Origin of the sequence: Pseudoalteromonas marina (assembly GCF_000238335.3) — a bacterium.
Classification (GTDB): domain Bacteria; phylum Pseudomonadota; class Gammaproteobacteria; order Enterobacterales; family Alteromonadaceae; genus Pseudoalteromonas; species Pseudoalteromonas marina.
Genome location: NZ_AHCB03000007.1, coordinates 501,199 through 522,614, shown reverse-complemented (window position 1 = coordinate 522,614; position 21,416 = coordinate 501,199). Strand labels below are relative to the sequence as shown.

Annotated in this window: 16 protein-coding genes; 10 read left to right on the top strand and 6 right to left on the bottom strand. The window is 40.5% G+C overall.

What is annotated here, in order from left to right:
• The first annotated feature begins 5 nt into the window (after positions 1-5).
• Positions 6-1,241 carry a cysteine desulfurase-like protein gene (locus PMAN_RS13585; RefSeq protein WP_010557667.1) on the top strand — a complete coding sequence of 412 codons (1,236 nt, stop codon included), beginning with the start codon at positions 6-8 and terminating at the stop codon, positions 1,239-1,241.
• 61 nt (positions 1,242-1,302) lie between these two features.
• Here PMAN_RS13585 and PMAN_RS13580 read toward each other — a convergent pair whose 3' ends face one another.
• A complete protein-coding gene (locus PMAN_RS13580; RefSeq protein ID WP_010557668.1) occupies positions 1,303-2,007 on the bottom strand; it encodes a 2OG-Fe(II) oxygenase in 705 nt (234 codons plus the stop codon).
• 33 nt (positions 2,008-2,040) lie between these two features.
• On the opposite strand from PMAN_RS13580, the gene PMAN_RS13575 reads away from it, so the two are divergent.
• From PMAN_RS13575 to PMAN_RS13545, 7 genes are all read left to right on the top strand, one after another.
• Entirely contained in the window at positions 2,041-2,430 is a 390-nt protein-coding gene (locus tag PMAN_RS13575) for an acyl-CoA thioesterase (protein ID WP_006791310.1), read from the top strand.
• Positions 2,431-2,654: 224 nt separating this feature from the next.
• The gene (locus PMAN_RS13570) at positions 2,655-3,620 is read left to right on the top strand and encodes an aldose epimerase family protein (protein ID WP_010557669.1); all 966 of its coding nucleotides are present in this window, start codon (positions 2,655-2,657) and stop codon (positions 3,618-3,620) included.
• Positions 3,621-3,832: 212 nt separating this feature from the next.
• Positions 3,833-6,613, top strand: a complete 2,781-nt coding sequence (locus tag PMAN_RS13565) for a TonB-dependent receptor (protein WP_010557670.1) — start codon at positions 3,833-3,835, stop codon at positions 6,611-6,613.
• A gap of 81 nt (positions 6,614-6,694) precedes the next feature.
• Positions 6,695-8,236, top strand: coding sequence for a tryptophan halogenase family protein (locus tag PMAN_RS13560; RefSeq protein WP_010557671.1), 1,542 nt, complete (start codon positions 6,695-6,697; stop codon positions 8,234-8,236).
• Positions 8,237-8,258: 22 nt separating this feature from the next.
• Entirely contained in the window at positions 8,259-9,008 is a 750-nt protein-coding gene (locus PMAN_RS13555) for a SapC family protein (RefSeq protein WP_010557672.1), read from the top strand.
• Positions 9,009-9,010: 2 nt separating this feature from the next.
• Positions 9,011-10,474 (top strand): SLC5 family protein, encoded by a 1,464-nt coding sequence (locus tag PMAN_RS13550; RefSeq protein ID WP_010557673.1) that lies wholly within the window; start codon positions 9,011-9,013, stop codon positions 10,472-10,474.
• Positions 10,475-10,779: 305 nt separating this feature from the next.
• The gene (locus PMAN_RS13545) at positions 10,780-12,912 is read left to right on the top strand and encodes an alpha-galactosidase (RefSeq protein ID WP_010557674.1); all 2,133 of its coding nucleotides are present in this window, start codon (positions 10,780-10,782) and stop codon (positions 12,910-12,912) included.
• A gap of 63 nt (positions 12,913-12,975) precedes the next feature.
• Here PMAN_RS13545 and PMAN_RS13540 read toward each other — a convergent pair whose 3' ends face one another.
• Positions 12,976-13,677: a FadR/GntR family transcriptional regulator gene (locus PMAN_RS13540; RefSeq protein ID WP_010557675.1), complete on the bottom strand. Its 702-nt coding sequence runs from the start codon at positions 13,675-13,677 to the stop codon at positions 12,976-12,978.
• Between the two features lie 197 nt (positions 13,678-13,874).
• Between PMAN_RS13540 and PMAN_RS13535 the strand changes: the two genes are divergently transcribed.
• The gene (locus tag PMAN_RS13535) at positions 13,875-14,633 is read left to right on the top strand and encodes an SDR family NAD(P)-dependent oxidoreductase (RefSeq protein WP_010557676.1); all 759 of its coding nucleotides are present in this window, start codon (positions 13,875-13,877) and stop codon (positions 14,631-14,633) included.
• 3 nt (positions 14,634-14,636) lie between these two features.
• Positions 14,637-15,581 (top strand): 2-dehydro-3-deoxygalactonokinase, encoded by a 945-nt coding sequence (locus tag PMAN_RS13530; protein ID WP_010557677.1) that lies wholly within the window; start codon positions 14,637-14,639, stop codon positions 15,579-15,581.
• A 75-nt stretch (positions 15,582-15,656) separates the two neighbouring features.
• Here the strand turns inward: PMAN_RS13530 and glpD are convergent, their stop codons facing one another.
• From glpD to PMAN_RS13510, 4 genes are all read right to left on the bottom strand, one after another.
• Positions 15,657-17,147 carry a glycerol-3-phosphate dehydrogenase gene (glpD, locus tag PMAN_RS13525; RefSeq protein WP_010557678.1) on the bottom strand — a complete coding sequence of 497 codons (1,491 nt, stop codon included), beginning with the start codon at positions 17,145-17,147 and terminating at the stop codon, positions 15,657-15,659.
• A 203-nt stretch (positions 17,148-17,350) separates the two neighbouring features.
• Positions 17,351-18,853, bottom strand: a complete 1,503-nt coding sequence (gene glpK / locus PMAN_RS13520) for a glycerol kinase GlpK (RefSeq protein WP_033035268.1) — start codon at positions 18,851-18,853, stop codon at positions 17,351-17,353.
• Between the two features lie 204 nt (positions 18,854-19,057).
• On the bottom strand, positions 19,058-20,386 hold the full coding sequence (locus PMAN_RS13515) for an alpha/beta hydrolase family protein (protein ID WP_010557680.1): 1,329 nt from the start codon (positions 20,384-20,386) through the stop codon (positions 19,058-19,060).
• Positions 20,383-21,411 (bottom strand): Gfo/Idh/MocA family protein, encoded by a 1,029-nt coding sequence (locus PMAN_RS13510; protein WP_010557681.1) that lies wholly within the window; start codon positions 21,409-21,411, stop codon positions 20,383-20,385. The genes PMAN_RS13515 and PMAN_RS13510 overlap by 4 nt, the downstream gene beginning before the upstream one ends.
• Positions 21,412-21,416: the final 5 nt, after the last annotated feature.

Below are 21,416 nucleotides of genomic sequence, written 5' to 3'. Positions count from 1 at the left end.
TGCTCATGAATATAGCGCAATTACGTGAGCAGTTTCCGGCATTAATGCAAAGCGTTGATGGTAAATCGCCGATATTTTTAGACGGCCCTGGTGGGTCTCAAGTGCCGCAGTCAGTGCTTAATGCAATGTCTGCTTATTTAGGACACTACAATTCAAACCTCGGTGGCGCGTTTTTTTCAAGCGATAAAACTGTTGAGCTAATGGCAAATGCACGCCAAGCTGCAGCCGATTTACTTAATGCGCCAAGTGCTCAAAATATTGTGTTTGGCCCTAACATGACAAGCCTTACATTTAGCTTTAGCCGAGCTATTTCGCGCGACTGGCAAGCCGGTGATGAGATCATTGTGACTAACGCCGATCACTTCTCAAACGTGTCATCATGGCAGCAAGCCGCAGAAGATAAAGGCGTTAAGGTTAATACTGCCTTGATTAATGAAGCCGATTGCAGCCTAGATATGACGCAGTTTGAAAGCTTATTAAACAGCAAGACTAAGTTGGTGGCTGTGACCTATGCTTCAAATACTACAGGCTCAATTAACGACATTAAACGTATTATAGAGCTAGCTCGTGCTGTAGGCGCTCTTGTGTACGTTGATGCGGTACATTATGCGCCGCACGAGCTTATTGATGTACAAGCCCTTGATTGCGACTTTTTAGCCTGCTCAGCGTATAAGTTTTTTGGCCCACACCTAGGGATGGTGTACGGTAAAAAAGAGCATCTTGAAGGTTTTACGCCTTACAAAGTAGAGCCTGCTAAAGATGTAGCGCCGGGACGTTGGGAAACAGGTACCCAAAGCTTTGAAGCAATGGCAGGCTTTATTGCCGCTGTTGATTACATTGCTGCAATTAGCGAGCTTGATGATGGCCATACACGCCGTGAAAAGCTAACAGCTGCATTTGCTAAAACTAAACAGCACGAGATGGCGCTCAGTGAACACTTTTTAACGCGCTTAGTTAATTACCCTCGTATAAAGTTGTACGGTATTGATGACTTTGATCGATTAAACGAACGTACCCCTACGTTTGCTTTAACGTTTGAAGGTTTAGAGCCACGCGCCGTTTCAGAGTTTTTAGGCAAACAGCATATATGTGTGTGGGATGGACATTTTTACGCGCAAGGTTTGTGTAAGCAATTAAACGTGCTTGATACAGGCGGTGTAGTACGTATTGGTTGTATGCATTACAACACAGTCGAAGAGCTTGATAAGCTGTTTGATATGTTTGACGAGCTACTTGGTTAAATAGGTCGTCTACTAAATATATAAATAAGCCATAAGTGTTACTTATGGCTTATTTATTGGTTTAGCTTTTAGGTGCACCATATATTTGCTCTGCACGGTTAAATAGCACCCACGAGGTTAAAATATACTTATCGTTTGATACTGGCTTATTACCCCTATGTGTATGCGTAAAGTAGCCAGGCGCTATCACCATGGTGCCTTTTTTAGGGGCTATTTTACGGTTTTGATAATAAAACTCCGTTTCTCCACCTTCCTCGACATCGTTTAAGTAAAACATAAATAAAAGTACACGATGCAGGGCTTCATTGTGTTGTAACTGAGGATACACTTCGCTGTGCCAGTAAGGATAACCCCCTTTATTTACCTCGTATTTCTGCGCTTGGACATTACCTAATCTAAATATTTGCTGCACAAGGACAGGGAGCTGTGGTTTACCCACTTCATCAAAATTTTCTTGAGTTAAATCTACTACTTCCCCCGTTTTTGGATGATAAACCTTTAAGCCAAATGCGCCAATCATCATAAAAATATGTTCTTCAATATAGTTAAAAACATGTTGTGCAGTCGTTTGTTGTATATGTTTTAATTGCTCTGCGTATTCGGGGTGACTATTTAGGTGTAGGTCGTGGCTGTCTTTTTTCTTTAAATCAACACCGCCTGAAGTAACCCCTTGTTTTACATGCGGGCTTTGCGTGAACGTATTAATAAAGTTATCGCAAAAATCATCGCTCAATGCGTTTTCATAAACGCGAATAAAGTCCGTCATGGTTTACCTTTGTATAATTATTTTTGGATTAATATGTTTATTGAAAAAGTGATACCGCGCTTTAGCGAAACAGATGCACTCGGACACATCAACAATACCGTACTCCCCGTGTGGTTTGAAGCCGCTCGCGTCCCTATTTTTAAATTTTTTACGCCAGACTTAAACCCACATGACTGGAAACTAATCATTGCCAAAATAGAAGTGTCGTTTGTGGGGGAGTTATTTTATGGCCACGAGATCACGATTAAAACGTCTGTAGATCACATAGGAAAAAGCTCTTTTGTACTCAAGCAAGAGGCATTTCAGCATGATAAATGCTGTGCAATTGGAAAGGTTGTAATGGTCAGATATAACTTTGCTGAAAGAGCTAAGCAAGCTTTGAGCACTGAAGAAAAAGCAGCACTTGAGAAGCATATGGCTTAATTTACAAACCGATACTTCGGTGTTACGCACATTTCAACTTAGCCAATTATAAAAAGGTAGTCAGTATTAACGTTAAATAAATAGCGCAATTGTAAATTTTATTAAAAAATTTAACGTTTTTTAATTGAGTTACCAATATGAGTTATATACTATTTATAATATATATAGCTGCCTTATCTAACTAATATAGTTTTCTAGGTAACTTTTGAGGAATGTGCGTGACGATGACAACCATTGATGAACCAATGCGGGTTATACAGCTTAGTGACTCTAAGAATCTAACTGCCGAAATATTGCCATTTGGTGCAATAATTAAAAGCATTAAATTTAAAAACCAAGAAATGACGCTTAGCGTCGACGATCCTCAGTACTATCTTGAAAACCCATTTTATTTAGGCGCTACAGTAGGTCGATACGCTAATCGTATCGCTGAAGGGCGTTTTAACTTATCTGGCTCGCAGTATCAACTGGAAGCAAATAACGGCCCTAATAGCCTACACGGCGGCGTTAAAGGCTTTAATAAAGTACTTTGGCAAGTAACCAAACAAACCGACAGTGAGGTTGAGCTTTATTATTGCTCAGTGGATGGCGAAGAGGGTTTTCCTGGAGAGTTAAAAGTATGGCAAACCATTACTGCAGAAAATGGGCAGCTTCTACTTAAGTTTAAAGCGACTTGCAATAAAGAAACTCTCGTTAACTTCACTAACCATTGCTATTTTAATCTTGAGAGCAGCGACACTATTGAGAACCATTTACTTCAGGTAAATGCGACTCACTATTTACCCATTGATGGGCACAGCATCCCATTGGGCGAGCCTGCCCCCGTTGCAAATAGTTGCTTTGATTTCATTAAGCCAAAATTAGTTAAAGATGCATTAACGCAAAGTCACACCCAATTAGATGCAGCTAATGGTTTAGATCACTGTTATGTATTTGAAAACGACGACAGCCTTCATACCATGGCTACTTTAACGTCGCCACACACGAACGTTAGTTTAACGCTCAAAAGCACTCAGCCAGGTATGCAATTATACACAGCTAATTTTGTTAGTGACCCTTTTAGGGCACGACAAGCACTGTGCCTTGAAGCGCAAAATTGGCCTGATGCGCCAAATCGCGAAAATTATCCTAAAGCTAATTTATTGCCTGATGAAGAATATAATCAGGTTATTATTTATGCATTTTCGTAATTAAACTCAACACCTTAATTTGATTTTAATGTTAATTAAAAGAAAACAAAAAGAAAATCAATAGTAATGAAGTGATACGTATTATTAAGGAAAAGGTTGCACTTTTGCTTTGTTTAAAGTATTTATAATATAAATAGTATTTGAAATAATTTTGAAGCTATTCAATCAACATAACGACAAAATAACTACACACAATCAGGAGTTTTTAAAAAATGATAATTAACAATAAGTTATCGTTCAACAAGAAAACCGCACTCAGTTTAGCTATCGCTGGTGTACTGGCAAGCGGCCATGTTGCAGCTCAAGAGGCAGAGGGAGCTACAGCAGAAAAAGATATCGAAGTCATTGAAGTACGCGGCTTAATAAGTAGCCTTAAGCGTTCTTTTTCTGATAAGAAAGAAGCGCTCATCGTTTCTGATGGTATTTCGGCGGAAGATCTTGGTAAATTTCCTGATCAAAACGTAGCAGAGTCACTACAACGTATTACAGGTGTTGCTATTGACCGAAGCGGTGGTGAAGGTCAGCTTATATCTGTGCGTGGTTTTGGCCCTCAGTTTAACCTGGTTACTGTTAATGGCCGTCAAATGGCGTCGGAAAGAGCTGGCCGTGAGTTTAGCTTCGACACACTTGCTTCAGAGCTAATTTCAGGTGCAGATATCTACAAAACATCAAATGCTGCTAATCAAGAAGGTGGTATTGGTTCATACATTAATTTAAATACAGCTAAGCCTTTTGATTTGGACGGTTTCAAAGCTGTGGGTAATGTAAAAGCAACTTACGACAGCTTATCTGAAAGCACAACCCCTGCATTTTCAGGCCTCATAAGTGACACCTTTATGGAAGATAAATTAGGCGTACTAGCCTCTTTATCAGTACAAAAGCGTGATGCACAAATTAACCAAGCTGATACACGTGGCTTTTACCGTGTCGATCGTATCCAAACAAATGACTTTGATGCTGCTGCAGGTACAGGTAAAGAAGCATTTAATGTATGGGTACCACGTAATTTAGATTTAACATCAAACGTTGAAGACCGCACACGCACAAGTGGTACACTGGTATTTCAATACGCTGCTAGCGATGATCTAACTTTAACGTTTGACGGTATTTATTCAAAATTTGAAGTTGAGTCTCAAGTAAGTAACTATGCAAACTGGTTTACTCCAGGTAACTTCCGTGATTTTCAGGTAGATCCATCAACAGAAACAGTAACTTATTGGTCACACAATGCGTTTGACGATCCAAATGGTGGTGGTTCAGGTGCAACTGACTTTGTTCAACAAGGTTTAGACCGCAATGTTAAAATTCAATCTTTTGGCTTTAATGCTGATTGGAAATTAACAGATCAATTAAAAGTAGATATTGATATTTCTACTTCTAAAGCTGAAGATTTAAGTGGCGATCAAAGTCGTGTTTTCACCGTAATGGGTTACGCAAACGGTTATACATATGACTTCACTGGTGGTGGTGATTTACCGGGGTTATCTTCTGATGGAATTAACGGCCCATTCACTCAAGCAGACTCAAGTAAACTTCGTGCTCACTACGTAGAGCGTGGAGGCGATGAACGAACTGATGAAATCACAGAAATGCGTGCAGATTTCACCTATACACCAAATAGCGAAACGTTTACTCAATTACGCTACGGTGTGTATACACAAGATAGAACAAAAGAAGCTAAAGTATTCCAATCGCCAAGCTTACCAAATTGTTTCTACTGTGGTTACGGTCTAGATGTTCCAGATGACTTAGCATATCTAGTTACACCAAATGGTTGGTTTAATGGTATTCCATCATCATTCTTTGGTTACAACGTAGATGATTACTTATCGTACCTAGAATCTGATGCCGCTATTTCTGGTCAGTCAGCCAACCGCGGTGATGATGCAGATGCAAATATTGCAGCGTTTGCAGCGTTAAATGGTTATACGCCGGTTGAGTTAGGTACAAGTTTTGAAATAGAAGAAGAAATATTTTCTGCTTATGCTGACTTTGTATTCCAAGGTGATTTAGGTGATATACCATGGACTGTAAATGTTGGTGTTCGCTACAGTGAAACTACAACTACAGCATCGGGTAACCAGGCTACATTAGTTGATATTGCTCAAAACCCACTAGACGGTACAATCCTTGACCAAGTTTACATTGAAGATGCAAACGGCCAACGAGCTTCTGTTCCAATTACGCTTAAAAACTCTTACACCAACTTACTTCCTAGCTTAAACGCTAAGTTTGAAGTTGAAGATGATATGTTGTTACGTTTTGCTTACTCAGAAACGATTACTCGTCCGACATTAGAAGCAATGCGTCCAGTTACAAATATAGGCACAACCCGTCCAGATATTTTACTGGCGAGCGGTGGTAACCCTAATTTGACTCCATTCCTATCAACAAACTGGGATATGTCATACGAGTGGTACTATGATGATGCAAGCGCCGTATCTTTTGGTATTTTCAGCAAAGATGTTGAAGGCTTTATCACAGTAACACCGGCTACAGAGTCTTTCTCTTTAGCAAGTGGAAGCTATGATTTTGAAGTAAGTCGTCCACGTAATGGTGCGACTGCACAAGTTGAAGGTCTAGAAATGGCCTGGACTCATACGTTTGAAAATGGTTTTGGTTTCCAAGCAAATGCAACTATTGTTAATAGTGATAGTGAAGATGGCTTTCAGTTAGAAGGATTAGGTGATTCACAAAACTTAATTGGTTTCTATGAAAAAGACGGTTTCCAAGCTCGTATTGCTTACAATAACCGTGAATCGTTTTTACAAACTCTTCGTAACGGTGATACTGGTGAGCCTGAGTACGTAGATACTTATGGACAGTGGGATATTAGCGCCAGTTATGACATAAACGACAACCTTACAGTTATTCTTGAAGGTATCAATATTACTGATGAGTACACGTCTAAACACGGTAGCTTAGCAAGTCACTTTACTGAACAAGTTCGTTCAGGTTCTCGCTATGCACTAGGTATTCGAGGCTCGTTCTAGTCAGGTTATGATGTAAGTTTAAAGGGGGGATTTACCCCCCTTTTTTCTTAAAGTTTAACATGCAATGAAAAGGTAAACGCTTTGTCTGGTGTTATTAATCGAATTATTGTCCTGGGTGGTGGTACAGCAGGGTGGATAACTGCAGGCATTCTTGCAAAGAAACACGCTAGCAATCTATCCAACCAAGGCATTAAAGTTACCCTAATTGAATCGCCTGAAATTTCAGTAGTTGGCGTTGGTGAGGGGACATGGCCAACGATGCGTAAAACATTATCGCAGTTGGGAATTTCAGAAACGCAATTTATGCGTGAATGCGGAGCTACTTTCAAACAAGCTAGTAAGTTTGTTAACTGGGTGAATGCAAAAGATGATGTCTATTATCACCCGTTTACAGAACCACAAGGGTTTAATAAAGTTGATCCAGCACCTTACTGGCAGTCTGTAGTTGAGCCAACTTGCTCGTTTTCTGAAGCCGTCAGCTTTCAGCAATATTTATGTGAACAGGGTTTAGCCCCGAAAACTATTGCGAATAAAGAGTACGAAGTGATAGCTAATTATGGCTACCATTTAGATGCGGCAAAGTTTATCGCTTTATTACGAAAGCACTGTATTAGTGAACTTGGTGTTGAGCACATTAGCGATACCGTTGATCGTATTGAGCAAGCTCCATGTGGTGATATCAGTTGTTTACAGACCAAAGAACATGGCGCACAACTAGCTGACTTATTTGTAGACTGCTCAGGTATGCGAAGTTTGTTGCTTGGTGAAACTCTAAAAGTTCCGTTTATTCCATGCAATGATGTTTTTTTAGCTGATACGGCCATAGCCACTCAAGTTCCTTATATCAATGAAAATGACCCTATTGCTTGTCATACTATTTCAACAGCTCAAGAGGCGGGTTGGATATGGGATATTGGCTTACAAGAACGTCGTGGTGTTGGTTATGTGTATTCGAGTAAACATTGTTCAGAAGAACAAGCTCGCAAAACACTTGCGAATTACATTGGCTTGGAAGAGGTAAAAACAGCTAAAAAAATAAATTTCAAACCAGGGCATCGAAAAATTTTCTGGAAGAATAATTGTGTTGCTGTTGGCTTAGCTGCAGGTTTTTTAGAACCACTAGAGGCATCAGCGCTCATGCTTATTGAAGCGTCTGCAAATTATATCGCGGATCAATTGCCTCCAAATAAAGAATTGATGCCTATTACTGCAAAACGTTTTAATGCGATCATGTTGAAAAAGTGGCGCGGTGTAATTGATTTTCTTAAGTTGCATTATGCTTTGAGTGAGCGTACTGAACCGTTTTGGCTTGAGCATCGCGATACACAGAGTATTCCTAATTCTTTGCAAGAGTTATTGTCTATTTGGCGTTATAGCTCCCCAAGCGAGTATGACTTTACTGATAATGTAGAAGCATTTAGTGCTGCTAGCTATCAGTACATCTTATATGGTGTTGGGTTTAAGTCTGACTTTAGTCAAATGAAACATATTTATAATCAAGGTGAGTTAGCAAAAAAACAGCTACAGATGACAAAAATACGTATAGATCAGCTGAAATATAATTTGCCCACTCACAGAGATCTTATTAATAAAGTAAATTCATTGGGTTTTGCAAAACTGTAATTCCCTTTGATGAGAGATAAACATGTCTAACTATGTACTACTTGATCCTGCAAAACATCAGGATATAAAAATAAAACCACATAGCAATTTCGGCTTTTCAAAAAATCAGCACCACGCATCATTAGTTGTTCATGAGTTTGGCGCAGCTGCGAGTAGCTTTCCCGTTGTTTATATGAAAGAGCCTACTCAAGGGCAATTTCGCGCTGTCGGATTGCTTGGTTTAGTCGCTGGCCATAATGTGTTCTTCACAGAACAAGAGTGGCTAGCAGTTCATGTTCCTTCAGCGTTTTTAAGAGCCCCGTTTGAGTTAGGGCCAGATCCAGAAAAAGATAAAACACTCACTATTTACATAAATGAACAAAGCGACTATGTGAATAATTCACAGGGCGAAGCTTTATTTCAAAATGGCGAACCGAGCCAATTTTTGCATCAAGTTCAAGATAAAATGAGTGAGTATTATCAGCAGGAACAGGTTTCACATGAATTTACCCAAAAGTTACTCTCTTTGAGCTTACTTAAAGAAATAGAATTGGTTATTAATTTTAGTGATGGAAAGAAAACACGAGTAAAAGGCATCTACACAATCGACGAAGAAGCCCTAAGAAAATTGCCAGACACTGATATTGTTGAGCTTAATAAACAAAATTACTTATTACCTATCCATGCAATGTTATCGTCGCTAGTTCAAGTTAACCGCTTAATTAAACACCATAACCATTGCTCAGAAAATACGATATTAGGTGTGCAAATGCGCGCTAATGCAGGAGAGTAAAAATGTCTGATAGTATGATCCAAGTGTTAGTTTTTGCTATTGTAACAGGCCTAATTGGTTTATTTACATACTTAAAATGCCGCGATCAGGGGCGTAGTGAGCAAACTCAAAATAAAGAATATTTTTTAGCAGGAGGCGGTTTAACTTGGATATTTGTTGCAGGCTCAATCACGCTTACTAATTTAAGTACAGACCAGTTAGTTGGCATGAATGGGAACCAAATGGCTTTATTAGTTTGGTGGGAGCTTGCGGCGATTATAGGTCTAATATTATTGGCTAAAGTGTTTATTCCTGTTTATTACAAATATAACTGCACAACAACCACTGAGTTATTAGAAAAGCGCTACAACAATAAGCATATCCGTGCCGTTATTGGTAGTTTGTTTTTTACAGGAAATGCACTCATTTACATGCCTGCGGTTATTTACTCGGGTTCGCTATTTATGCAAACCATGTTTAAAGTTGATATACCATTAATGTACATAGCAACCGCTTTTGCTATTATAGGTGCCATTTATGCCTTTTTTGGTGGGCTACGTGCAGTTGCGGTGTCAGATACATACAACGGGCTACTCGTGCTAGGTATGGCAATACTAGTCGTGTTCTTAGCGCTTAACGCAATTGATTACGACTTTAGCGGCATCCCACAAGAGCGCTTAACGTTAATTGGCGGGCCTGATTCGCCTATCCCTTGGCCAACGCTACTGACTGGTATGATATTCATTCAGATGTTTTACTGGGGAACTAATCAAACGATTACACAGCGCGCTATGGCAGCACCTAATGTCAAAGAAGCGCAAAAAGGGATATTTGCGGCAGCAGGTATTCGCCTTTTGATTGTTCCGGCAATCGTGGTGCTACCTGGTATTATTTCTTACAAGTTGTATGGCGATATTGGTGATGCCGCATACGGACGAATTGTTGGCGATGTAATGCCTACATGGTTAACAGGTGTGTTTGCCGCAGCAATGGCTGCAGCAGTGCTTTCAACTTATAACAGTTTACTAAACTCATCTACGGCATTATATGTGTGTGATATTCACGAAGCATATTTTAATAAAGAACCAAGTGTTGTAAAGCTAAGTGGTTATGTCACATTATTATTAACTAGTTTGACGCTGGTGCTTGTACCTATTTACCAGCAAGCTGACAGCATTATTAACTTACTACAGCAGCTAAACGGCTTACTAAGTATGCCTATATTCTCAATTTTTGTGGTTGGCTTGTTGTTTAAAAATGTAGATGCACGAGCGGGTATTGCCGCTGTAATTTTAGGTGTTGTTATGTATGGCATGCTGACATTTGAAAGCTCACCCCTTCACACTACTATTCACTATATTCATTTAATGCCAGTGACGTTGTTTGTGTGTGTGGCATTTGCATTAACTGTGAATAAAGTCGTGTTTGGATTAAACGCGCAATGGGCGGGTAAATCTTCAGCAATTGACGACACAGTAAAACAATAAACGTTAACTAACCGACGTTAATACAATCGGCCAAAGTATAGCTTTGGCCGATTTTTTATTTTAAACAATGTGATTATCACTATAGTTAACCATCAAATGAAACCTAAGTGGTATATCCAGTGGTTTTATCTCAGTATTTGCGATAGAAAAACTATTAAAACTAAATTTATATGATATATACTATTATTGATGTTCGCCATCTAGCAGGTTGTGCCTGAACACTTTAGAGATCGCGTTAACGCCTATCGCTAACATCATCTCGGTATATTAATAACTCACACAATGAATAAGAGGATAGGAAAATCATGGCCAACACTAAATCATTTTATCGATTAGACAGTGTAAACAGCACCGTTATTTTCAACTGCCAAAGTAAAACACCTGCGTTACTGTATTTTGGTAAACGCCTATCAGAGCAAACAACTGAGTTGATGCTTGCTCAGCTTGCTACCCGTCAAGAGGTAAAATGTGCCTCAGTTGAAGAAGCGCCTATTTCTCTTTCTCCACTTTTAGGTGAGGGCTTTACTGGTGCACCTGGCCTTGAGCTTGTAAACGACTCTATTGCTTGGTCTGTAGGGCCGAAGTTAAAAGAGGTTCGTCAGCCATCATCATCAACGCTTGAGTTTGTAAGTGAAGATACATTACGTGGAATTGAAGTCGTTCATAGTATTACGCTTGATAACAACACTAATGTGTTAAGCGCGCATACGGTATTAACTAATTTAAGTGATTCTCCACTAAGCGTTAATTTTTGTGCAGCACCCACATTCCAGCTACCCGATAGCGTTAACAAAATTGTAAGTTTTGAAGGGCGTTGGTCAAACGAATTTCAACGTCAATCTGTCGATTTAGTGTTAGGCAGCTTTGTACGCGAAAATCGTAAAGGTAAAACATCGCACGACGTATTCCCTGGTTTATTAGTTCATAGCGAAGGCGCAGGCGAGCAACACGGTGATTGCTATGGCTTTCATTTAGGATGGAGTGGTAACAACAAGCTACGCGCTGAACTACTACCAGAAGGGCGCCGTTATGTGCAAATGGGTGAGTTATTATTACCGGGCGAGCTAAGCCTTTCTAAAGGCCAAACGTATCAGAGCCCACGTATTTATGGCTCGTTTTCGAGCGATGGCTTTAGCGCGCTTTCGCGTAATTTTCATCAGTTTGTTAAGGCTAATTTACTTAGCCAAGCACAGCGCGAAAAAACACGCCCAGTGCATTATAACACCTGGGAAGGTATTTATTTTGACCACGATGTAGATACGCTTAAGCAGTTAGCCGATAAAGTAGCACCATTAGGTATTGAGCGTTTTGTTCTAGACGATGGTTGGTTTAAAGGTCGCCGCGGTGATTTTGCAGGCTTAGGTGATTGGACAGTAGATTACGAAATTTACCCAGATGGTTTATCGCCAGTCATCGATCATGTAAATAGCTTAGGCATGGAATTTGGTATTTGGTTTGAACCAGAAATGGTTAACCCAGATAGCGACTTATACCGCGCTCACCCTGATTGGGTCTTAGGCTCAGAAAATAACGAGCAACTGAGCTTTAGAAACCAGCTTGTGCTTGATTTAACGCGCACTGAGGTGGTTGAATATTTATACAAAGCCATTGACGATATTTTGGTTGAGTACCCAAAAATTAAGTATATTAAATGGGATATGAACCGCGATATTAACCATGCGGGTAACTTTGATGGTAAGCCTGCGGTACATCAGCAAACACTGGCACTTTATCGCTTAATCGATCGCATTAAAGCGGCGCACCCAGGCCTTGAAATAGAAAGCTGTTCGTCAGGTGGTGCACGTGTAGATTATGGTGTGCTTGAACACACAGACCGTGTATGGACGTCAGATTCTAACGATGCGCTTGACCGTCTTGAAATTCAACGTGGTTGTTCGTTCTTCTTCCCATCGTCGGTTATGGGAGCACATGTAGGCCCACGTGATTGTCATATTACAGGGCGTAATGTGAGCATTGAAATGCGTGCTGCGGTATCCATGTTTGGCCACATGGGAATTGAAATGGATCCACGTGAGCTGACCGATCACGAATACAATGCGCTTAAAGCGGCTATTGCGCTGCATAAAGAGCACCGTGACTTTATTCATACTGCCGATTTATACCGCCTAGATAGTGACGATTTATCTATTAACTTTGGTTTAATAGACGAGCATAAATCAAAAGCGTTATTTGCGTACAACAGTGTACGCGAAACACCGCGTACCGCGCCTAATAAGCTTCGTTTTGTTGGTTTAGATGCAGATACACAGTACACACTTAATTTAGTGTGGCCTATTAAATTTGAAGAATACCGCCCTTCGTCTATTACCGCCGTTAACGGGCAAACCTTTACGGGGGAAGCATTAATGGAGTTTGGCCTACAAATGCCAATTTCATTCCCGCAAACATCACTTATTTTTGAGCTTAGCAAAGCTTAAAATATAATAAGCAGTAAAAAGGGAGCTAAGTAGCTCCCTTTTTTAAAGATATTTTTTTAGTCATCAATCGAGTTTAGATTCGATGAGCTCTAGCGCTTCTTCTAAAATTGTTTCGACCGCTTTTTTAGCGCGCTCGGGATTCCCAGATTTTATTGTGTCTAAAATATCAGCGTGTTTAGTTACGTCAGCGCCTGGTACACCTTTAATATGGTTAGTGTAACGAATACTAACTCTAAGAGCTGTACTAATAAATTCAGTCAGCTGTACAAAAAATCGGTTGTTGCTGGCTACTAAAATACTGGTATGGAAGGCGATGTCGGCTTCTAACGGATCGTCTAACCCTTCATCGGCATCAGCCATGCGCGCAAGTGCGTTATCAATTTCTGCAAGCTGCTCTGGCGTAGCGCTTATTGCGGCTAACGCGGCTGCTTGTGGTTCAAGTGCAACACGTACTTGGGTAAATTCTTTTAATAATGATAGTGACGGTTTGCTGCTTAAAATCCAACGAAGTACGTCGGTATCAAACATATTCCAACTGCTTTCTGGTAATACACGAATACCTTGCTTTGGACGCGATGAAATAAGCCCTTTAGCAGAGAGCATTTTTACTGCCTCGCGCGTTGCACTGCGGCTTACATTGTACTTAATGCATAAATCAGCTTCCGATGGTAATCCTTCGCTTACAGGATACACGCCCCGCACTATTGCAAACCCTAAATCATGGGTTAGTTGGTGAGTTAAATTTTGGCGAGGTTGAGTTTTCATCGTGCGAATTTCCGAGTTCATTATTGCTTAATTATATATCATATATCATATTAATGTACGTAATGATATGGTATAAACTTTTAAATCGCTAATTATTTTAACACAGCAATAACAACTTGGTTTGGCTCTTTTTCTCTAAGTAATCGTTTTTAAAGGGTTTAAGTTGAACTGAAAACATGCTGCAAGGAAATTTAATTTTGAACACTCAAGCTCAATATCACAGTCTTTCTGGCAAGGTTATTTTTATCACTGGTGGTGCGTCAGGCATTGGCAGAGCCATGGTTGAGTCGTTTGTTAAACAGCAAGCCAAAGTAGCATTTATTGATATAGATGATGAAGCGGCGCAAGCACTCATTAGCGATTTACCCGATGCTAATTTATGGTACAGGCAAGTTGATGTCACTGATTCGAACGATTTGCAAAAGTCACTGGTCGATGCGTGTGCTGCCCTTGGTAGCGTAAATGTACTTGTAAATAATGTGGCAAACGACCGTCGTCAAGCCAGTGAAGACGTGACGGTTAAAGATTGGGACCAGTGTTTACAAATTAATTTAAATCCTGCTTTTTTTGCCTCTCAAGTGGCTATGTCGTTTATGCAGCAAGAAGGTGCTGGCAGTATTATTAATTTTAGCTCTATCAATGCCATTATGGGCCAACCGCAAATGGCAGGTTATGTAACCGCCAAAGCGGGTTTAATAGGTATGACCAAAGCACTCGCTCGTGACTATGGTGAGTTTGGTATTCGCGTTAATGCCATATTACCAGGCTGGGTTGCAACCGAGCGCCAATTAGCAAGCTGGTTCACCGAAGAAGAGCAAGTAAAATGGATGGAAGCTATGGCGCTTAAAAAATTAGTAACGCCAGACGACGTCGCTAATTTAGCGCTTTTTTTAGCCGCCGATGAAAGCAGTATGATCACCGGGCAAGGCATTAAAATTGACGGTGGGAGACTTTAAAGTTTGACTACTTCAACTTTGTTTATAGCCGTTGACTGGGGCACAAGTCATTTACGTGCTTACTTGTGTAAAGTAGGTGAGGGCAGTGAGTTAACGTTAATTGATCAATGTGACGGGCCTGGCGTTGTAAAAGTTAATCAACACTTTCAACAAACACTCATTCACGCAATTACACCTTGGACAGCGCAATATGGTGTACTACCTATTTATATTGCAGGCCAAATTACATCAACGATTGGTTGGCATGAAACCCCTTATCTAGAGTGCCCAATTAACCCTGAAGGCTTGCTTGATGCTGCTGTTAGCTTTGAATGTGAAGGGCACACCATTAATGCCTTACCAGGCACAAAATGCACGTTACAAAACACGCTAATTGATGTCATGCGAGGTGAAGAATTACAAATACTGGGTTTTTTAAAACAAAACGAGCAGTATCAAACGGGCAAAATTTTACTGTGTTTACCTGGTACGCATACCAAGTGGGTACTAATTAACAATGGTAAAATAATATGTTTTAAAACCGCTATGACCGGTGAGTTATACGACCTGTTATGTCATCAAAGCGTATTAATTCCTGATGATTGCGCTGAAGGTGAATTTGATTGGCAAGCGTTTGAGCAAGGCTGCGATTTAACATTGGGTAGTGATAGCGGAAATTTAGCCCATGGTATTTTTAGTGTGCGAACACGCCAACTGTCTAAAGAATTAACCCCTGTTCAAGCTAAAGCATACCTATCGGGTGTACTAATTGGCAGCGATGTACGCGCAGCACGTTATGCAAGTGAATGGCAACTACTTAGCAACACACAGGTTGTGGTTATTGGCACTAAGCAACTTAACACGTGTTTTACCAAGGCGCTTACAAAAATAGGGGTACAGTGTAGTGAGTTTGATATTAAATCGGCAACGCTTAGTGGGTTTAACTACCTATATCAGTCGGCTGAATAGTTAAGAATAAAAGCCCCTTTATAATTTGTTAGCCATAAAGGGGAAAACGGGGAATAGTGATAATGAAACGGCTTATTAATTGAGTGTTTCAATATAATTATTTAAAACTGTAATCTGCTCATCGCTAAAACGTAAACCCAGTTTACTGCGACGCCATAAAATGTTGTAAGCATTACCAGCCCACTCTTGTTTTAGTAAGTAATCAACTTCAGCAGCAAATAAGCCATGGCCAAAGTCATGTCCTAAATCACTGAGTTGTGTGGCATTACCTAAAATAATTTTTGTACGTGTGCCATACGTACGCACAAAACGCTTCAACGTCACTTCTGGTAGCCAGTTGTATAAAGATTTAAGCTCTTGAGTCAGTGCTTCAACATTATCAAAGTCGCCACCAGGTAATGCACTGTGTTTAGTCCATGCTTTACCCATTTGCGGATAAAAGTCTTCTAACTTATCAACAGCGGCTTCTGCCAGTTTACGGTAAGTGGTAATTTTTCCACCAAATACGCTTAATAATGGAGTGTGTTTACTCTCACTTGAAAGCTCTAGCTTGTAGTCACGTGTTACGGCTTGCGCATTAATAGATTCGTCATCTAGTAGCGGGCGTACACCTGAAAAAGTATGAACTATGTCTTCGCGTTTAATGTGGTTTTTAAAGTAGCTGTTAGTAATATCGATTAAGTAATCGATTTCTTCATCACTAATTTTAACATCTTGAGCTGCGCCGTTATGCTCTACATCGGTTGTGCCAACTAACGAATAGTCATCTTCAAATGGAATAACAAATACAATTCTTTGATCTTTATTTTGTAAAATATAGGCTTCTTTCTCGTCGTGAATGCGAGGCACTACAATGTGGCTGCCTTTTACAAGGCGAATATTTTGTGGTGATTTTTCAATTAGCGCTTCATCAAATAATTTTGCAACCCACGGACCTGCTGCATTAACAATGCCTTTAGCTGATACAGTGTATTTACTTTTAGTATTTTGTTGCTCAAGCGTTACCTGCCATTTATTTTGCTCACGTTTAGCTTTTACACATTTGGTTTGTGTAGCAATGGTAGCGCCTTTTTCTTGTGCAGAAAGGGCATTTAAAATAACTAAACGAGAGTCATCAACCCATCCATCTGAGTATTCAAAACCTTTTACAATAGATGGCTCTAGCACGCTATTTTCGCCAAATTTAATACCTCGAGAACCAGCCAGTGTTTCGCGCTTGGCTAGGTTGTCGTACATAAACAAGCCAATGCGGATCATCCATGCAGGGCGTAAATGCGACTGATGTGGTAATCTAAAAGTAAGTGGCCACATAATATGAGGGGCATTTTTAAGCAGCACTTCTCGTTCAGCTAAAGCTTCTTTTACTAATCTAAATTCATAATGCTCAAGGTAACGTAAACCACCGTGGATTAACTTAGAACTATTTGACGATGTCGCACAAGCAAGGTCCGATTGTTCACACAAAAGTACCTTTAAACCTCTGCCAGCTGCATCAGCTGCTATTCCTGTGCCGTTTACACCACCACCGACGACGAGTAGGTCGTATTCGTTATCTGCTAATTCCACTGTGAGCTAACCTTTTTATTTGTAATATAAATAAGACATATACCATCATAAAGCGACCGTTAGTGTTTGACAATAGCTAACCGTGCTTTTTGATTTTAAATTTTTTAGCCTGATCTTTTTAAAATCAAACTGCGTAGAACGCGCCTTTAAATAGCGTTAGGCCTGGTTTAAAAGCCGCTAAATTTTATTAGCGGCTGCATACATTATTGTTGTTGGCAATCGTCGCTAGATAGCCTAACTTGCGCTACACAGTGCTGCCATTTTGCGTATAAATCATTACGTTCATCAGCACTCATTGTTGGCTCAAAACGACGGTCACAGGTCCACATTTTAGCGAGTTGCTCAGTTGACTCGTAAATACCTGCTTGCAAGCCGGCTAAATAAGCAACGCCTAACGAGGTGGTTTCGGTGACCGTTGGACGCTCTACGGTTGCACCTAAAATGTTAGATAAAAAGGTGAGTACCCAGTTATTTTTAACCATACCGCCATCTACACGTAGTACACTTGGGCGAAGTCCATCACGTTCCATTGCTTTTTGTAAATCTTTGGTTTGATAACCCACCGATTGCAAAGCTGCGGCAACAATAGTGCTAATACCAGAGTCGCGTGTTAAGCCTAAAATTGCACCACGTGCGTTAGGGTCCCAATAGGGTGCGCCTAAACCTGTAAACGAAGGCACTAAAAATACCCCATGATCAAGTGGTACATCTTTCACTAGTGATTCACTTTCGCCTGCATGACTCAACAGTTTTAAGCCTTCAACAATCCACTGCATAGTGGCTCCCGCCATAAAAATGCTGCCTTCAATGGCGTAAGTGGGTTTGCCATTTAATCTATAAGCAACCGTAGTCAGTAAGCGGTTCTCAGATGTAAGGGCTTTTTCGCCCGTATTCAGCATTAAAAAACAGCCCGTACCATAGGTGCTTTTAGCCATACCTTGTTCAAAGCAAGCATGACCAACAAGCGCAGCTTGCTGATCGCCTGCAATACCACATACGCGTATTGGCGCGCCAAAAATATCTTCGCTGGTTGAGCCAAACTCGTCTGCTGAATCCATTACTTGTGGAAGCATAGATTCAGGAATACCAAATAAGTCGAGTAACTCTTGATCCCATTGCTGTGTATGAATATTAAATAACATGGTGCGCGAGGCATTAGTGGCATCGGTGCGATGCTCTTGTCCACCTGTTAGGTGCCATAATAAATAAGTATCAACGGTACCAAAGGCCAGTTCGCCAGCATCGGCTTGTTCACGTGCGCCCTCTACGTTGTCTAAAATCCAGCGTACTTTAGTGGCAGAAAAATAAGGGTCGAGCAATAAGCCTGTTTTGTCGCTAATCGTTTGGCAAAGTTCGTCAGTGCTTAGGCTTTCGCAATAATCACTGGTACGGCGATCTTGCCAAACAATGGCGTTATACACTGGCTTACCGGTTTTTTTGTTCCATACCAAGGTTGTTTCGCGTTGGTTGGTGATACCAATAGCAATAATTTCATCAGGCTTCACGTCGTTTTTAGATAACACTTCACGGCTTGTGCTAAGCACGGTTTGCCAAATATCGTTTGGGTCATGTTCAACCCAACCGTTTTTTGGAAAATGCTGTGAAAATTCTTGTTGTGCTGACCCAAAAACGTCTGCATCTTTTGTAAACAAGATGGCCCGAGAGCTTGTGGTTCCTTGATCAATTGAGAGTATGTATTTTGACATGATATTTGTGTTATTTATCTTATCTTATATATGACTAGATTGCCTTTAACAAAGGTTAATGGCAATGGTTTTTTCTTAAAATAGCCGATTAAAAAACAAACATTTTTATATTGTGTGTTAACTCATTTATATAAAAGGTTTTTATTTCAGTCTGGTTTTAAGGCGAAGGCGGCTATCAAGTTTTATAGCCGCTTAAATTAAGTATTACTTACTACGAGGTTTACTTTGTTGCCAATCCATACCTGATGAGAAGCGGTTATCAAAGCCATACCATTGTGGTAGTGGCTTACCATCAACAATGGCTTGGTCGCCATTTTGAGGTAAATCTAAGTACTTACACTGGCTGCTTATGTCTTTTACATGGCAATCCATCATGGCAAGTACAAAGTGTTTATTTATTTCGTTAATGGTGCGCAATGACCACGATGGCTCGTAGTAATGACCTAAATCTAATTCACTACTGCTTTGGGCAATAGCAGGGGCTGGGTGCGGTGCAATATTATGGCGGGCATTTTTATAAGTAAGCATGTACTTGTCGGCACTGCCAGTTTGGTTGTAAAGATTTTTAATGCCTTCAAAACCAGAAATATCATCTAAGTCACCTGCAATATAAAGTGAAGGCACTTTAATGTTTTTCATTGCTTTAGCGTCAAATAAGTTATGTTGTCCACCCCAAGGTGCGATAGCCACCATTGTTTTTATACGAGGGTCTACTTGCGGGCTTTGATATTGCCCGCCTGCACAGCTATTAAGTAGTTGCTGTACTTGTTTAATTTGAGCAGGGTCAGTCATTCCCGTAAACATGGCTGTAGTTTGCTCGTTAAAGGCATAACAACCACCAATTGTATTAACCGCACCAAATCCACCCATAGAGTAGCCAATAACACCTGCGCTAGTTTGATCTACTTGCTCGCTTGCAAAGTTGCTTTGTTCGTTAAAATAATTAATCACAAATTGCTGATCGCGTGAGCGATTAATCAAGGTGCTAAAAAAGCCCGCAAAGGGCGCGTTTTTAAAATCTACATGGGCGTTTGTGGAGTCTGTGTGATCAAGTGCAACAACTATGTAGCCATGCGAGGCTAAGTGCTCGCCAAGGTAGTACATAATTGTGCGGTAGCCGGTATAACCGTGCGAAAGCACTACAACTGGGTAGTTATCGGCGTTACTTATATCAACATCACGCTGTGCATCGGCTTGTAAGGTAAATTGTTTGCCTGAGCGAGTTATGTCTGTGTAGCTAGTTAGTGGTTTGTTTGCTTTACTATCTGCTGGATACCACACTTCAACTTTTAAAGGGCGATCTTTTTGGCTTTGCGTTGTGGGATCAAACTGCGCTGGATTAACTAAGTCTAGGGTTTTTACACCTACTTTATAGGTGCCTTTAGCTGCTAATTCAGGGAGCACTTCGCTGGTTATTGGCGGATAAAGTTGCTCAGGCTTATTTGATTCGGCAAATACCGCACCGGTTGTTAAACTGGCCGTGGCTAATAACATTGCTTTTGAAAGCGTTTTTAAACGGTGTGTTGTTGTCATTGTGTATCCTTGTTGCGTGTATTTTTATTTATGTCATGAGATTCGACAGTCGCGCTATATTCAATCTGCCATTGGTCTCTTAGGCTATCCATCATCGTCATAACCCGTAAGCTTGTGCTCAGTGGTAATATAGAGCTTTGTATTTGTTTATTTAATATGCACTCAGTAACGTGATCAATTTCAAATTTAAAGTTTTCATCATCACTAAATGGATAGTCAAAATGTTGAATAGCTTGCCCATTAATATGAAGCTCAAGACCTTTTGCACCTACAAACCAAGGTATGCGTATAAAGCCATATTCACCGGTAATACATGCTTCGGTTGGACCGTTTTGCTCAAGTGCGCTGCTAAGTTGTGCGAACTGACCATTACCATAATCGAGCATGGTAATATTTCGCGCATCTACACCTGTATCTGCCTTATGCACAAATGAGCTGATTTTTTCAGGTGCTTTATTAAAAACCACATCAGCAATCGATAGCGGGTAAATCCCTAAATCAAGCAAAGCGCCACCGGCTGTATTTGGGTTCATTAAGCGGTGGGTGTTGGCAAAGGTGCCGGGTAAACTAAAGTTGGCCTGCACGGTATGTACTTTACCAATAGCTGCTTCGCTTAGTAGCTGCTCTAATTTTATAATGGCGGGTAAAAAGCGCATCCACACTCCTTCCATTAAAAAACAATTTTTTTGCTTGGCCAGTGCGGTTAAGTTTTTTAACTGCTGTGCATTAACGGTAATAGGTTTTTCACTTAGTACGTGCTTATTATGCATCAAGCATTGGGCGATGCTTTGAAAGTGTTGGTCGTGAGTGTTTGCAATGTAAATAGCATCAATGTTTGGGCATTGCATAAGGGCTTGGTAGCTCTCATAGCCTTTAATTGAATAATGTGTGGCAAACTCGTTTGCGCGCTGCTCACTAGTTGAGGCTGCGCCAATAAGCTGAGCATCAGCGCAATGCGCAATGCTTTTAGCAAAGGTGTGAGCAATATTGCCACACCCAATAATACCCCAGTTAACCTTTGCCATATTGA

Excerpts from the sequence above, each read along its gene's own strand:
- PMAN_RS13585 (WP_010557667.1), top strand. The coding sequence starts at position 6 with ATGAATATAGCGCAATTACGTGAGCAGTTTCCGGCATTAATGCAAAGC.
- PMAN_RS13580 (WP_010557668.1), bottom strand. The coding sequence starts at position 2,007 with ATGACGGACTTTATTCGCGTTTATGAAAACGCATTGAGCGATGATTTT.
- PMAN_RS13575 (WP_006791310.1), top strand. The coding sequence starts at position 2,041 with ATGTTTATTGAAAAAGTGATACCGCGCTTTAGCGAAACAGATGCACTC.
- PMAN_RS13570 (WP_010557669.1), top strand. The coding sequence starts at position 2,655 with ATGACAACCATTGATGAACCAATGCGGGTTATACAGCTTAGTGACTCT.
- PMAN_RS13565 (WP_010557670.1), top strand. The coding sequence starts at position 3,833 with ATGATAATTAACAATAAGTTATCGTTCAACAAGAAAACCGCACTCAGT.
- PMAN_RS13555 (WP_010557672.1), top strand. The coding sequence starts at position 8,259 with ATGTCTAACTATGTACTACTTGATCCTGCAAAACATCAGGATATAAAA.
- PMAN_RS13550 (WP_010557673.1), top strand. The coding sequence starts at position 9,011 with ATGTCTGATAGTATGATCCAAGTGTTAGTTTTTGCTATTGTAACAGGC.
- PMAN_RS13545 (WP_010557674.1), top strand. The coding sequence starts at position 10,780 with ATGGCCAACACTAAATCATTTTATCGATTAGACAGTGTAAACAGCACC.
- PMAN_RS13540 (WP_010557675.1), bottom strand. The coding sequence starts at position 13,677 with ATGAAAACTCAACCTCGCCAAAATTTAACTCACCAACTAACCCATGAT.
- glpK (WP_033035268.1), bottom strand. The coding sequence starts at position 18,853 with ATGTCAAAATACATACTCTCAATTGATCAAGGAACCACAAGCTCTCGG.
- PMAN_RS13515 (WP_010557680.1), bottom strand. The coding sequence starts at position 20,386 with ATGACAACAACACACCGTTTAAAAACGCTTTCAAAAGCAATGTTATTA.
- PMAN_RS13510 (WP_010557681.1), bottom strand. The coding sequence starts at position 21,411 with ATGGCAAAGGTTAACTGGGGTATTATTGGGTGTGGCAATATTGCTCAC.